Here is a 14,400-nt window from a genome sequence, read left to right as displayed (position 1 = left end):
AACAGTCCTGTTTATTTACAATTTGCTGATATTGCTTTCCCGGATGATTTTACGTATGGGGAGAATGGCTCCGGGGGAAACAGACAGTTCATCCACTCCCATTTTCAAAAATATACGTGTCAGTTCCATATCTGCTCCCAGCTCACCGCAGATGCCTGCCCAGATACCTGCCTTGTGAGCATTTTCAATTACCATCTGAATCATACGTAATATAGCAGGATGATGAGCATCATAAAATTCGTCCAGTTGGGAATTCTGTCTGTCAATTGCAAGAGTATACTGGGTAAGGTCATTGGTTCCTATGCTGAAGAAATCCACTTCCTTTGCCAGCTCTTCACTTATCATAACTGCGGCTGGCGTTTCAATCATTATTCCCTGCTCTACTTGTCCGAAAGCGATTCCCTTATCCTTAAGCTCTGTCTTAACCTCATCTGCTATTTTGCGTATTCTTTGTACCTCTTTAATGGATATAATCATTGGATACATAATTGCAATATTACCATAAGCACTGGCACGGAACAGGGCACGCAGTTGTGTTTTGAAGATTTCAGGCCTGGTAAGGCAGATGCGTATTGCACGATAGCCCATAGCAGGATTTTCTTCATAAGGCAGCTTAAAATATTCTGCCTGCTTATCCGCACCTATATCCAACGTACGGATTATTACCTTTCTGCCGGCCATCGTCTCCGCCACGGTTTTATATATATTGAACTGCTCTTCCTCTGTAGGATAAGTCTCTCTCTCCAAATAGATAAATTCACTGCGGAAGAGTCCGATTCCCCCCGCATCATTCTGTAATACCGTAGCCAGATCGCTGCTATTGCCTATATTGGCATAAAGTTTGATTTCCTTTCCATCCAGGGTTACATTTGCCTTTCCTTTTAAGGTCTGTAGAAGCAGCTTTTTCTCTGCTTCGGCCTTCTGCCTTTCCTGCATCCGGCTTTTGACAGACTCCTCCGGCTCTATCAGAAAGCTGCCCTCAAAGCCATCAACAACCCCTTCTTTTCCGTTAATCTCCTCCATGACCTTTTTTGTGAGGCTGGTTCCAACCAGCGCAGGAATGTTCATGTTTCTGGCAAGGATAGCAGTATGGGAGTTGACTGAACCCTTGACCGTTACAAAGGCAAGTACCTTATCCTTATCCAGCTGCACTGTTTCACTGGGAGCCAAATCCTCCGCTACAAGAATGACCGGCTCCTCTATTAGAATACCTTCTCCGCCCTTTCCCATAAGGCTTCCCAGCAGCCGTTCGGATATATCCCTTACATCAGCTGCCCTGCCTCTCATATATTCATCCTCCATAGCAGAAAACATACTTGCAAAATTATCTGCTGTAGTTGCAACTGCATACTCCGCATTGACCTTCTGGCTGCAGATTATACTTTCAACAGATTCATTATAATCCATATCCTCCAGCATCATCTGGTGTACCTCAAATATAGCCGCCTCAGATTCACCTATTTTATTTACAGAGGTTTCATAAAGGTGCTTTAACTGCACGATGCTTGTGTCTCTGGCTTCCCGAAAGCGCAATACCTCCGCATCGGTATCGGAAACTCTGCTCCTTTTTACCTGCTGCTCATGCTTTTGGTAAACCATTATCCTGCCCATGGCAATACCCCCAAAAACACTTTTCCCCTGAAATGTCTGCATAGTCATCCTCCTTTTTCCGATGTCTACCTTCCCTTATGAGCATCTCTTCTCCTCCTCAGATTCTTACTTCTCTGAGAGGAGGCTTATAATAAAAACAGCTTCCTACAGTTGCTTTTTTAGAAACTCATCCAATGCAGCAATTGCTTTAGCCTCATCCTCTCCTTCAACAATCAGCTGTATTTCCTGTCCTTGCTTTGCACCAAGCCCCATGACACCAAAAATCCTTTTGGCATCCGTACTTTTTCCGTCCTTGCTTATTGTTACGGTAGATTTAAATTCCTTTAACAGCTTTACCATCTCTCCTGCCGGTCTGGCATGAATTCCTTCCGGGTCTGTTATAATATATTTAATTTCTTTCATTTTTTATTAGTTCCTTTCTGTTATGTTCTTTTTCAATATTCCCAGCATGCCTGCCGCCACCAAAGTACCTGCCACCAATGCCAGCAGATACATGATTGGATGCTCTACCACCGGAAAAACAAATATCCCGCCGTGAGGAGCCATCAAGCTGGAACCAAAAGCCATTGACATAGCTCCCGCTACCGCCGAGCCGAGAATACACGCTGGCAGTACTCTTAAAGGATCGGCTGCCGCAAAGGGAATGGCACCCTCTGTTATAAAAGCCAGACCCATGATAAAGTTGGCAGGAGCAGTTTCTCTCTCGGCTTTAGTAAATTTATTACGAAATATCAGCGTTGCCAAAGCAATGGCACAGGGAGGCACCATGCCTCCAATCATAACCGCCGCCATGATATCATAATTACCAGCTACTATAGATGCGGTTCCAAATACATAAGCAGCCTTGTTAAAAGGTCCGCCCATATCTATAGCCATCATACCAGCTACAATGATTCCCAATAATATCTTGCTGGTTGTACCCATACCTGTTAATGCATTGTTTAAGGCTGTGTTTAAAAAACCTATAGGAGGTTCTATTACAAAGGTCATAAGCAGTCCAATACATAGGATACCCAAAAGGGGATAGAGCAATACCGGTGCCAGTTTCTCAATAGTTACAGGCAGTTTGTTAAAAACCTTACGTAAAAGCACTATAATATAGCCTGCCAGAAACCCTGCCACCAATGCACCAAGAAAGCCAGATTTTCCGTTTGCTGCAATGTACCCGCCAATAATACCTACTGCCAGTCCCGGTCGGTCAGCAATACTCATTGCGATATAACCGGCCAGTATAGGAAGCATAAAACCGAAGGCGGCTCCGCCAATTGACTTAAATAATGCCGCTGTCGGTGTGATGGACCCAAAATTAGCACGAACCTCTTCGGATACCGCTGTCATATCAATAGACAAGGAATCTATCAGGAATGCAATAGCAATCAGTATACCGCCCCCACTACAAAAGGAAGCATATGAGATACACCGCTCATAAGATGCATATATATTTTGTGGGTCAGAGAATTATTCCCGGCAGCAGCTGTCCCTGCTTCTTCTCCCTGTACAGCCCTATATACGGGTACCTCTCCCTTTACAGCACGCTTTATCAGTTGGTCTGCCTTACTGATGCCGTCAGATACCTGGCACTCAATTACTTTTTTGCCAGCAAAGCGTTCCATAGGAACCTTGGTATCTGCAGCTACTATGATACAGTCTGCCGCTGCAATCTCTGCTTCTGTCAGTACATTCTTAGCCCCACCTGACCCTCTGGTCTCTATTCTTATAGCGCAATTATTTGCTTTTGCTGCCTTTGCCAGACCCTCTGCCGCCATATAAGTATGAGCAATACCTGTAGGGCAGGAAGTAACTGCTGCTATATTCCTGTAGAAGGTTTCCTCTACGTCCCCTACCTCTGCATTTTGGGCTTTCATTTCCGGAATACTCTCATCTGCCTCATCTATTATTTGAAGAAATTCCTCTACGTCAGCTGCATTTTTTAACTTTTCTGCAAATTCCTCATTCATCAACAGCACAGACAGCTTACTTAACACATCAAGATGTACATTATCTTTCGTGTCGGGTGCTGCTATCAGAAATAGTAAATATACAGGTTCCCCATCCAGAGCCTCAAATTCCACTCCCTCCGGAATTACCATGGCAGCCAGCCCCGGAGCCTTCACTCCCTTACATTTGCCATGAGGAATAGCAATCCCTTCACCGATTCCGGTTGTACCTTCCTTTTCTCTTGCAAACACCTGCCGGGTATATTCCGCCCGGTCACTGATCTTCCCACTCTTTACCATTATTTCTATTGCCTGTTCCAGTGCTTCCTTCTTACCGGCCGGAGCTGCCTTTAGTACAATACTCTCCTTGCTTAACAATTCAGTAATCCTCATACCTACACCTCTCTTCTTCCTGTTTGACCCTTTCCCTGGTTACCTTTCCGTCACATCTGCTTTAACAACGCCTCCACCTGCTCTTTTGAAGCTAACAGCTCTGAAAAGGCACTGGCACTTCCCGCTGCAAGTCCCATACGGAAAGCCTGACTATAATCGTCTGTGCTTAACCAGCCTGCTAAAAAACCTGCTACCATAGAGTCTCCTGCACCAACTGCGTTGACAAGCCGGCCTTTTGGTGCCGGACTTTCATAAATCCCGCCGTTCTCAGCTACTAATACGGCACCTTCCCCCGCCATGGATACAAGTACGTTACAAGCTCCCTGCTTCTGTAATTTCTGAGCATAAGGTATAACTTCCCTGCGTGTTTTTAAGATCACACCAAAAATCTCTCCCAGTTCATGATTATTGGGTTTAATCAGAAATGGTCTATTCTCCAGTACATTAACCAGTAAATCTTTTGTGGCATCCACCACCACAGATATGTTTTTTCCTGAAAGTCTAACCATTATATCTTTGTAAATAGAATCGGGAATGCTGGCTGGAATACTACCTGCCATTACCAGAATATCTCCTGGTTTTAAAGAATCCAACCGAATCAAAAGTTTCTGAAGGCTCTCTGCATCAATATCCGGTCCCCTGCCGTTAACTTCCGTTCCGTCTACAGATTTCAGTTTAAAATTAATGCGGCTCATCCCTTGGTTAATGGTTATAAATTCTGCAAGACATCCCGTCTTTTCTATCCTTTTTCTGATCTCTTCTCCGGTAAATCCTGCGACAAATCCCAGCGCAGTGCTTTCATAACCAAGATTTTTCAAAACAATAGAAACATTAATTCCTTTTCCTCCCGCCAGTATGGCTTCTTCCGTGGTTCGGTTTGTTTTACCCAGTTGAAAATCTTCCACCGACACGATATAATCCAAAGCCGGATTAAAGGTAATAGTATAGATCATTGTCTAGCCTCCTGCAGCACAAATTACTGATAATGAATATTTTTGAATGATTTATATGCTTCTTATTTATTTTACAATCATATTCGCTCATTTCCAATCGACTTTATTCCTAGTGTTTAAGTACTAAAATTGTGCACAACTGCCAAATCTCATTCAATTCCATTCATTTTCAGTCATACAAAAGCATATCAGGCCAGTTATTTTTTCTATTATGCTTCATTCAATATAATAATATTCTCAAGTTTTTTATATTCCGGCTTATCCACTCGGTCTGTAATAATAACAGCATGGTCTAAATCCCCAAAAGTTACCGGACTAATCTGACCGAATTTGGAATGGTCACACAAAATATAAGGACGGCGAATCTGTTTCAAGGCAATCTGCTTTATCATTGCTTCATTGTTATCCGGAGTGGAAAAACCGCTGTGTTGATGTATACCGTTTGCCCCAAGAAAGCCCAACGTAAAATGATATTTTTGAAGCTGAATCGTTGCTTCACTCCCTACCACAGCTTCCGTAGAAGCCTTTAGCTCTCCACCGATAAGAATGACATGAAGCCCGGCTGCTGCCAAACGCTGTGCATGGTTAACACCGTTGGTAACAAAAGTAGCCTGTTTGGTTTGGATAAAATCTATCATATAACCGGTAGTGGTACCTGCATCCAGATATACAAAATCATCCGGTCCGATTAGGGAAGCTCCGTATTCAGCAATACGCAATTTTTCCTCTCTGTTCACCTCCCTGCGGGTAGGTACCTCAATATCCTTGGTCCGGTAATGAGCATCCAAAGACATTGCCCCTCCAAAAACCTTAACCAGTTTACCGCTGTTATGAAGAGTCGTTAAATCTCTGCGAAGAGTGGACTCAGATGCAGCAAATATATTTTTTAGCTCCTGTAATGTCACCATTCCCTTCTCATCCACCAGCCTTAATATTTCTTCAAACCGTTTTTCTGTCAGCATTACAATACCTCATTCCATATTTTTAATAAATTTTAATCATTTTACACCAAATACTTATACTTTGAAACGTGAAATTTTTTATTTATACAAAAAAATCTAGTACAGCCTTGCAGCGTTAAGTGAATTTATGCAAGGCCGTACTAGATTTTTAATTTATTTATTTAATTTTTATGAATGAAATTGTAAACAGTTTTAACCAGCTTCTCTATTATACACACTAACCAGACGTCAAATTTCGGATTCGATTGCAATATAGCCCTTCTTTTCTTCAATGCCTTCGGATATTTTCGGAACCGTAAGGCGAAGTATACCATCTTTAAAAGAAGCCTTAATATCTTCCTGTTTCACCTTATCTCCGACATAGAAGCTTCTCTTGCTGCTTCCTGTAAACCGTTCCCGTCTGATATAATTCCCATCCTTATCCTTTTCCTCTTTATTCTCATTCCTGTTAGCGGTAATGGTCAAATAACCATCTCTTAATTCGGCTTGCAGGTCTTCTTTTGAAAATCCGGGTAATTCCATATCTATGAGGTAATTACCTTCTTTTTCCTGCACATCTGTTTTCATCATCTGAGATTGATTAAACCATGCCGGTGATTCAAAGAAAGACTCTTTAAACATTTCATCAAATAAATTATTCACTCTGTTTGCCAGAAACATAGATTATACCTCCTTGAATATTATATATGTTATTGATGTTATATATATTATATAACACTAATAATATTCAATGTCAAGTATAAAATATAAACTTTTTTATCAGGTCATTGCCTCAATCAAAACAACACAGTTGTTTAAGTTCAGTACATCTTTTTTCTACTGGAGTCCCAGCAGCAGCCAGCCTTACAGCATTGTATAAAGGATAATAAATTCCTTTCGGTGTGATATCAACAGCCGCTTCACTTCAAAGAACTATAAGCGGCTCTCTAGGTATTAAACTATTAAGAACCTTCAATAGAAAGCAGGTAATATTTACTGTGCCTCTATCTTATGTAACAATATTAAAGTTATTATGCTTCTCAGAAGCAATATAAGCAATATAAGTTGAATATAAGATTTTCTGCTTCCCTATATAAAAAGTTCGAATAAACGATATTTTTATATAGGGTTACTGAAAAACTTAATTCAACTTATATTTTTACTCTGTATTTAATTCCTTGGATTGTCTATCAAATAAATTATCGTTATTACAGTAAGTATTCTGCCACATAGATCAAAGCGTCAAGAACTATGTGACACTTCACCTGGGTTTACCATGACGTTCGAATGGTTTTACCACAACGTTCAAATGGTTTTAATAACAGTTGTATTATAGTTTTTTGACATGTTATTTTATGATTATTTTAGTGTCTTAAATTTGCGAGAGATAAAACACTTATTTAACCAACCTATAAAAATTGCTATTTGGACAGTTTTAATATTTCTCTGGCCTCTGCCACGGTTGCAACTTTAAGTCCCATAGCCTGTACCAACCCTGCCAGTCTTTCTACCAATTCATAATTTTTTACTGCACTTTTACCAGGCGCCAGATAAGCACTGTCCTCGAAGCCAATACGTACTTCTGCGGCACCTATGGCAATTGCAGCAGCGAGAAAAGTCCAGTTATCCCTGCCATAATGAGTGACACCCCATAAACAGTCTTTTGGGACGAAGGACTTGAACGCATAAAGAGCTTCTACTGTAGGCTGCATCCCCCCTCTGTGGCCAAATACCAGATTAAAGAAGACCGGTTCAAGAAAAGGCTGCTCTTCTCTTAGCTTATTGATATTATCAATCATTCCAATATCAAAGACTTCTATCTCCGGCAATACCTTTTTCTCATAGCAGACCTTTGAGCAATATCTGATATCCTCCATAGAATTTCTATAAACGGCTTCTCCCAGATTGGTGGAGCCACCGTTTAGAGACGCGGTTTCTGCTTCAGGATACTCTAAAGGCTTGCACCTTTCCCGGATGTTCATATCAGAAACTCCGCCAGTCGAGGTTTGTACCACCACATCTCTCTGCCGCAGCACTTCATCAAATATCTCACACATAACAGATATATCAGGTGTAAGTTTCCCCTCCCTGTCTCTGCTGTGAAGATGGCACATGGAAGCTCCTGCGTCTATGCTCTTTACGATATCTTCTGCTGTTTCCTGTATAGAAAAGGGTCCTGTTGCTGCATTTACAGGGGCGAGGGATAGGATTACCTTATTCATACAATTTCCTCTCTTTCATAAATATATTGACCTTGTTCCAATGCCAAATGGCAGCTTCAATATAAACAAAACTATTCCTTTAATCCAAATTTTACAAAACTATATGAATCTGTCCAATAGTTTTTCGTTCTGTCTGCTATGTCTGTAGCATCTGCTTCTGACTTACGCTCCACCCAGCTCCATTTCCCGGTGAAGCTATCAGGACCAACATTATAGCATTCCCCGTCAATATGATGATGCGGTCCCAGAAGGTTACGATTTGAGGCATAGATCCATAGCTTGATCTCGTTAATACCTTCCTTGACATAGTCACTGATATCAGCAGTGTAAGGAGCCCATAAAGAAGCCTTAACCTGATACCCGTTTACGAAGATCTTAATCAGCGGTGCATTCTGTTTTCCGAAATCCAGTAGATACTTTTTATTCTTATCAGTAATTTCAATATTCTGGCTGATTACCATATCCTCTGCAAAAAACAGAAGCCCCTGTTTTGTAAATTCATTTCCATAAAAAGCAACCGGTTTATCCACTACCAGAAAAGGTCCGTCACTAAACATAGCATCCCTTTCAACATTTCTGAAAGGAGTTTTAGAAACAATCCCGAAATCACCTAAGAGGTAAATACTCTCTAATTCCACCTCGTAGGTGATTTTATTCTTTTCCGTCTCGTAAACATTTTCACCGTATAGTACCTCATATACCTTCTGGCTCTGGCGGAAGGTGGTATGTAAAGTTACTTCATTTCTGCCGTTTATGACTGTAGGTTTAATGTCTACTTTTTTAAATGTCTTATCTTTCCAGTAGCCAGCTTCTTCATTGTAGGAAATAGGTGTTCCATTCACTGTAATGTTAAATATTTTCGCCTCTTCAACCACCAGATAGAACTCTTTATTAGCTTTCAGATCAAGGTCAGCCTCGAAAGAAAAATTCATTGTAACTTCACAGGGCTTTCTAAGTTCCATAAGAATATCCTGAAGTTTGATAACCGGTATCGGTCCCATAACTTCTCCTCCGTCAATACGGTACATACAGGTATCAAGAGTAAGTGAATTCAAACCAAGCTTTTCAATTTTCCAGTCCTTTTGCAAGGTTATATTTTCGTATTCTGCAACAGGTACAGAAATTGTCTGAGATGCCTCTGTCTGTTCCAGCATAAGGATATAGGATTGCATCGGTTTAAATTCCAGTGTAAAGACGGTCTTATCCTTCTCTGCCGAAAAACCTATTACCTCTTCTTCTCCAGTCTCAGCCACCAGTCGTTTTACCTGATAACTGCCATTAAGTACTGTGACCTCTGCCTGATAGGTTTCCTTCTGGTCATGATTAACAAGGAAGAGCAGGGTTCCTTCCCTGGTTTGCCTTTGCTGATAAGAGATGCTGCTAATCTCTTTCTTCTTTTCTGCTATACTCAGAGACACCAGCTTTACCTTTTTGAGATAGTCTCTGATTTCTTCCGCCTTAATAGCTACACAGCCAGCTTTTAATTGAGCAAGTTCTTCTTCGCTGCCATTGGTAAAAGTAGGGAATCTTCCTGTGCTTAGTACAACACCTCCTTTTTTCAGAAACTCCAATAATAGTTTCACAGTAATATTATCAATGGAATGCATATGAGGAAGTATTACGGTTTTGTAAGCAATTTTACCAAGCAGGAATTGTCCTTCCTCTATTTGTCCATGATTTTCAATAATTGTCTCATCTCCATAATGATAGCTTATATGATTTCCGGAAAGACTTACAGAGATTTTGCTAAATTCATCGTCTAAGACTCTGATATCCTCTGTTCTGGTACCATCATAGGTTACATAACCGCTTCTCATTGGATGCAGCAGAAGTACGTCTGCTGACTGATTTCCTTCTGACAGTGCCACACATAAGCGTCCCAGATAATCATTGAATTTCTTATAATCCTTCCACCAGGTCTGCTGATGGAACAAGGAAGGCGGATAATCCCTCTTTCTGGAGCCTCTTATTGTATATGCCTGTAAATGCTGACAGATCATGTTAACACCGTTCACAAACTGCCACTCAGCAATCCATTTTAATTCTTCAAAGGATACATTCCAGCCGCAGAGTGCAAAAGATTCTGTTATTACTTTGTCTTTTCCCAGCTGGCAGGCAGCAGAGCCAACCTGTTTCCCGATAACAGGAGTGGAAATGGGACGCCTTAGCCAATCAATCCCCGGAATATGCATGTATTCATAAAAAGGCATAACTCCACCGGTACTGGTCATCTGACTGAAAATGCTTTCCTCCATCATAATATGTCCGGTAGATTTACAGCCATGTGCTTCACACCAGTCATATATGGTCTTCATATAGCTCTTTACAAATAAATCGTTCACCAGCTTCCAGAAATCATAGCGGAATTTCTCATAATTACCGGATTTGATAAACAAAGCTGGCAGACAGTCAGAAAGCTCATAGCCATAACGGTGCTTAAAATTCTCTGTCAGCTCATCAGACCAAGGCAGCTCCCCGAAATGATTGCAGGTAAGTCTTGGTTCATCCGTAAAGAATCCTTTTATAAAGGTTCCGAAATCTTCCCCGTATTTTTCAAAGTAAACCTCATGGGTGCATTGTAAGAATGCTTCCACTGCCCTCTTATTCATTGTATCAATATAATAAGGATTGGTATGTCTTCTAATCGCAAGAAATTCCTGTCCCTCATTTAACAGTGTATTATAGTCCCAGTCAATCTTAACATAGAACTCCCTTTCCTTATCATATAGGTATACAGCTAACATGGCCGCTTTATCAATATCCTTTAAGGAGGTATATCTTTCAAGGGTCATGAACTTGGCATGATAATCTGCCGAAAGTGCCGGAACGATTCCTCCAGCAAACCCGCTGGGCCAGCCTTCTTCATCATAGAGCCAGACATCCAGACCGACCTCTTTTCCTTTGTCTATTCCGGCTTTGATGCATTCAAACCATTCATCTCCCAGATAATCCACCTTTAAACCGGATCTGGCATGGAAGAAAGCACCTCCCACGCCTGCCTGTTTCATTTCCACTATCTGATTCTGTATTTCATCTTTCTCCAATTGATCATTCCAGGACCAAAAAGGTATCGGCCTGAATTTATTGGAAGGATTTTTAAACTCTTTCATCTTGACAACCATGCCTTTCTTATAACCTGCAATAGGAGCTGCAGTTACTTTATTATTCATCCAGCCTCTTAGTACAATGTTCTCTAAATACCTGTGCATCCTTCTGCAGTTGAATTCACTTAGTTGTATATTCAGGAAATGCTTTTGGGGGGCTTACGTCAAAACCTGAATAATAACCTATTAGTGATTCAGAACAGGATAATGCATAGGTATTTGCAGAACATTGTACTGGCTTGTGCTTTTTATTTTATGTCAGGCTGAGTGTTTTTCACACTAGTACCCTTGCATACCACATCTACAGACTGTTGTACCACTGCCATAAATCAAAGTGTGAATTATACTTTTGGATCATTCAAAATAATACTTCCTAATGTAAATTTCGTATTATTGTAAATAGCCTTTTAACCCTTCTTCCCAAATTCTCAATGCCATATATTCCTTTGAGGGGAGCTCTATTCTAAATTTATTACTATATACACCTCTGTCTTCGATTGTCATATCCCAGGTATCAATTACCTGTACAACATATCTCTTTTCAGGCTGGAATTCAAATTCCTTGAAGGCAGGCCTGGTGTGACCAGTATAAAAGAGATAGTATTTACCGCTATAGCCGGGGTGGGAAGCAGTAGCACAATTATCCTCCCATTTTTTGATTTCTGCCGGTTTCAGCCCATGTCCAGGTGTTTGTAACAACAGCTCATAGAGAAACTTCAGTCGGTCAGCAGATTCACCGTAGAGTACACCGCCATGGGACCACCAGAGTTTATCCTTTTCATGCATATAGGTTTCTCCGTGTCCGCAGTAACCTCCACGTACAGTTGTTGTCCAAAATAATCTTACCATTTCCTCGGCAGTAAGGTTCCCCCAGGAAAAATTAATATTTCCTTCGTAACCTACCTCATCAAAAACAACCGGCTTACCGTATTGTTCTCTTAATGCTTTTGTACCTGCTGCGGACAGATAGATTTCTGTACGCTGTACACTGCAGTGAGTAACCCAGGGTCTTGTATAGTCATACAGGAGCTTGCAGTTGTGAATGGAACGAAGCCTTCGGTAAGGATCTTTCTTTACCAGGATATTCGCATATTCCTCCCAGTCTTTTAAGCCCTTTTTCTCACACAGATCAAATTCATTGGCAAGTGACCACCATACATTACGGTAAGCTGCGAATCTGGCGGTAATATAATTAATATACAACGCACTGCTTTCACTATCCATCTCTGAAAAGCCCCATCTGTCATAGGGATGCATCAGAATCAGATCTGCCTCGACCCCCATTTCCATTAAGTCCTGAATCCTCTTCTCGATAATTCGAAAATGTTCCGGGTTAAACCGTCTGTAATTCCAGTTGTTATCTGGATTTGACGGTAAATATTCCATAAAATTATCCTTTGTGATTCCGCTGATATCACAGGGCTTACCTTCGTAAGGATAGGAAATGGGCTCATACAGGTTATAATCATAATGCTTTGGAAAAATGCAAAATCTTATTTTGTTGAAGGGGCTTTTTCTTAAAGTATCAAGGGTTTCCAGCTGCATGGCTTCAGGCTGGTGAGTCCATGCATAACAGGTCGTACCGATGGAATAATAAGGTGTTCCGTCCTCGTATGCAAAATGATAGGTATCACATACCCTCACCGGCCCATGATTATTGCCTGTGGCTGCCGTAACTTCAAATTGTCCTTCATAGACAGCTTCTGTAAAGCTTCCTTCCACTCTATATGTATAGATACCTTCAAAGGAGGGCATGAATCTGATAACATATCGGCGGTCTCCGTCATAGAAACCACTCACCTTCTTATTCTCATGCTCACCGCTAAAATATCCGTAAATTTCATAGTCTGTATAGGGATTCCCATCCCCGTTTCCTTCCAGTACCAGTTCAAAGACTTCCCATTTTTCTGTCTTTCTTATTTCCTCCCTCATGGCTGCCTCTCTTCCCCCTGAAAGAAACATTCATAATTCCTCATAGGTGCTTTTCCCCGTAACTCGTCCGCCATATTTAACACCAGTATGTTCCAGTTGATAAATCCACCATTCATGATCGGCTCTCCGTCAAAGGGATTGTAATATTCATGAAGGCTTCCGGTTTTCGTAATATCCTCTCCAAGTAATCTGAGGGTTCTGTCATACATGCTTTGGGCTTCTTTCACATATCCGTAATTTAAAAGTCCTCTGAATACAATATAGTTTGCAACCAGCCAGATAGGTCCAAGCCAGTTGGAGGGATTATTGGTAACCGATAAATCAAACATCTTCTCATCTTTTGCAAGAGTAGTGATTCCAAAATCACTATAGAAGGTATCTTTATCGAACATATGCTTCACCAGGCTTTCTGCCTGTTCCTTTGTGGCAAAGCCTGCCCACATAGGTAGGAAACCGGACCAGACACGGATTTTAATAGGCAGGGTATTCCAGAATACTCCTAACCCCTGATGGAACCAATCGAATTTTCTGGTCTTTATATCCACATCTGCGGAATAAAAGAATCCGTCTCTGTTATCATAGCACTCTCTTTGTATAGAAGCGATAAGCTGCTCTGATTTCTGCTGGTACCAGGCTGCTCTTTCCTCTTCCAAGCCAAGTTCTCTTAAAATCTTTGCTGCTGCCTGCAGTTCAGAAACCATAAAGCTGTTTAAGAAGATATTTGCAGTAGAGAACTTAGGACGGCCAAAGGTAGCGGGGTCATTATCCATTCCTATCATGATGTCATCACACCAGACAAACAGTCCGGGAATTTCAAAAAAGTAATTTTTGTAGTAACACATAAAATATTTATCCAGCTGTTCTACATAAGGCAAAATCCAGCTGTAATCTTTGATATAGTCACTGATCAGGCATATCTGGCTGCATAAAAAAGGTTTATGCATATTCATCATAACACCTTCCTTATGCTTTAGATTCAGGTAAGGCTCTGACCATTTACCTACTTCAATCATCATTGGAATATATCCGTCCTCCAGCTGATGATCCAGAAAGTTATAGATATTTCCTTTGGCATGCTCTACAATCTTATCCTTTGTACTGCTGTCTTCTTCCTTCTCAAAGAGGTTCAAGAGTCCATAAACGGACCAGTAGGTATCCCAATCCCAAACATTTCCATCATAAACTGATCCGGGATCTATAAAGGGATATTTTATAAAGCTCACCGGACTTTTTAACACACCGGGTATATTCTCAGTTATAAAGTCCCTGATTTTTTTTTCGTAATCTGCCATATTAACAACCATACC

The 14,400-nt window shown here is 41.0% G+C and carries 9 protein-coding genes and 1 pseudogene; all 10 read right to left on the bottom strand.

The features are described from left to right. Positions 1-15: 15 nt before the first annotated feature. Entirely contained in the window at positions 16-1,653 is a 1,638-nt protein-coding gene (gene ptsP / locus BR73_RS0113110) for a phosphoenolpyruvate--protein phosphotransferase (RefSeq protein WP_033165893.1), read from the bottom strand. A gap of 102 nt (positions 1,654-1,755) precedes the next feature. Next, the gene (locus BR73_RS0113105) at positions 1,756-2,013 is read right to left on the bottom strand and encodes an HPr family phosphocarrier protein (RefSeq protein WP_033165892.1); all 258 of its coding nucleotides are present in this window, start codon (positions 2,011-2,013) and stop codon (positions 1,756-1,758) included. Between the two features lie 6 nt (positions 2,014-2,019). Continuing rightward, a pseudogene (locus BR73_RS26790) lies at positions 2,020-3,941 on the bottom strand (fructose-specific PTS transporter subunit EIIC). A gap of 50 nt (positions 3,942-3,991) precedes the next feature. Beyond that, positions 3,992-4,894, bottom strand: coding sequence for a 1-phosphofructokinase (gene pfkB, locus BR73_RS0113095; RefSeq protein WP_033165891.1), 903 nt, complete (start codon positions 4,892-4,894; stop codon positions 3,992-3,994). Positions 4,895-5,103: 209 nt separating this feature from the next. Further along, positions 5,104-5,856 (bottom strand): DeoR/GlpR family DNA-binding transcription regulator, encoded by a 753-nt coding sequence (locus tag BR73_RS0113090; protein ID WP_033165890.1) that lies wholly within the window; start codon positions 5,854-5,856, stop codon positions 5,104-5,106. 228 nt (positions 5,857-6,084) lie between these two features. After that, entirely contained in the window at positions 6,085-6,516 is a 432-nt protein-coding gene (locus BR73_RS0113085; protein WP_033165889.1) for an Hsp20/alpha crystallin family protein, read from the bottom strand. A 740-nt stretch (positions 6,517-7,256) separates the two neighbouring features. Further along, on the bottom strand, positions 7,257-8,057 hold the full coding sequence (locus BR73_RS0113080; RefSeq protein ID WP_033165888.1) for a 3-keto-5-aminohexanoate cleavage protein: 801 nt from the start codon (positions 8,055-8,057) through the stop codon (positions 7,257-7,259). Between the two features lie 71 nt (positions 8,058-8,128). Continuing rightward, the gene (locus tag BR73_RS0113075) at positions 8,129-11,227 is read right to left on the bottom strand and encodes a glycosyl hydrolase (protein ID WP_033165887.1); all 3,099 of its coding nucleotides are present in this window, start codon (positions 11,225-11,227) and stop codon (positions 8,129-8,131) included. Positions 11,228-11,551: 324 nt separating this feature from the next. After that, positions 11,552-13,123: a DUF5605 domain-containing protein gene (locus tag BR73_RS0113070; RefSeq protein WP_242860670.1), complete on the bottom strand. Its 1,572-nt coding sequence runs from the start codon at positions 13,121-13,123 to the stop codon at positions 11,552-11,554. Continuing rightward, positions 13,090-14,397 carry a trehalase family glycosidase gene (locus BR73_RS0113065; protein WP_051685395.1) on the bottom strand — a complete coding sequence of 436 codons (1,308 nt, stop codon included), beginning with the start codon at positions 14,395-14,397 and terminating at the stop codon, positions 13,090-13,092. Before BR73_RS0113065 ends, BR73_RS0113070 begins: the two co-directional genes overlap by 34 nt. Positions 14,398-14,400: the final 3 nt, after the last annotated feature.

Source organism: Clostridium sp. KNHs205 (genome assembly GCF_000702945.1).
Lineage (GTDB): Bacteria > Bacillota > Clostridia > Lachnospirales > Lachnospiraceae > Anaerocolumna.
This window is presented reverse-complemented; position numbering and strand designations above follow the sequence as displayed.

Excerpts from the sequence above, each read along its gene's own strand:
- pfkB (WP_033165891.1), bottom strand. The coding sequence starts at position 4,894 with ATGATCTATACTATTACCTTTAATCCGGCTTTGGATTATATCGTGTCG.
- BR73_RS0113080 (WP_033165888.1), bottom strand. The coding sequence starts at position 8,057 with ATGAATAAGGTAATCCTATCCCTCGCCCCTGTAAATGCAGCAACAGGA.
- ptsP (WP_033165893.1), bottom strand. The coding sequence starts at position 1,653 with ATGCAGACATTTCAGGGGAAAAGTGTTTTTGGGGGTATTGCCATGGGC.
- BR73_RS0113085 (WP_033165889.1), bottom strand. The coding sequence starts at position 6,516 with ATGTTTCTGGCAAACAGAGTGAATAATTTATTTGATGAAATGTTTAAA.
- BR73_RS0113070 (WP_242860670.1), bottom strand. The coding sequence starts at position 13,123 with ATGTTTCTTTCAGGGGGAAGAGAGGCAGCCATGAGGGAGGAAATAAGA.
- BR73_RS0113065 (WP_051685395.1), bottom strand. The coding sequence starts at position 14,397 with ATGGTTGTTAATATGGCAGATTACGAAAAAAAAATCAGGGACTTTATA.
- BR73_RS0113105 (WP_033165892.1), bottom strand. The coding sequence starts at position 2,013 with ATGAAAGAAATTAAATATATTATAACAGACCCGGAAGGAATTCATGCC.
- BR73_RS0113090 (WP_033165890.1), bottom strand. The coding sequence starts at position 5,856 with ATGCTGACAGAAAAACGGTTTGAAGAAATATTAAGGCTGGTGGATGAG.
- BR73_RS0113075 (WP_033165887.1), bottom strand. The coding sequence starts at position 11,227 with ATGAATAATAAAGTAACTGCAGCTCCTATTGCAGGTTATAAGAAAGGC.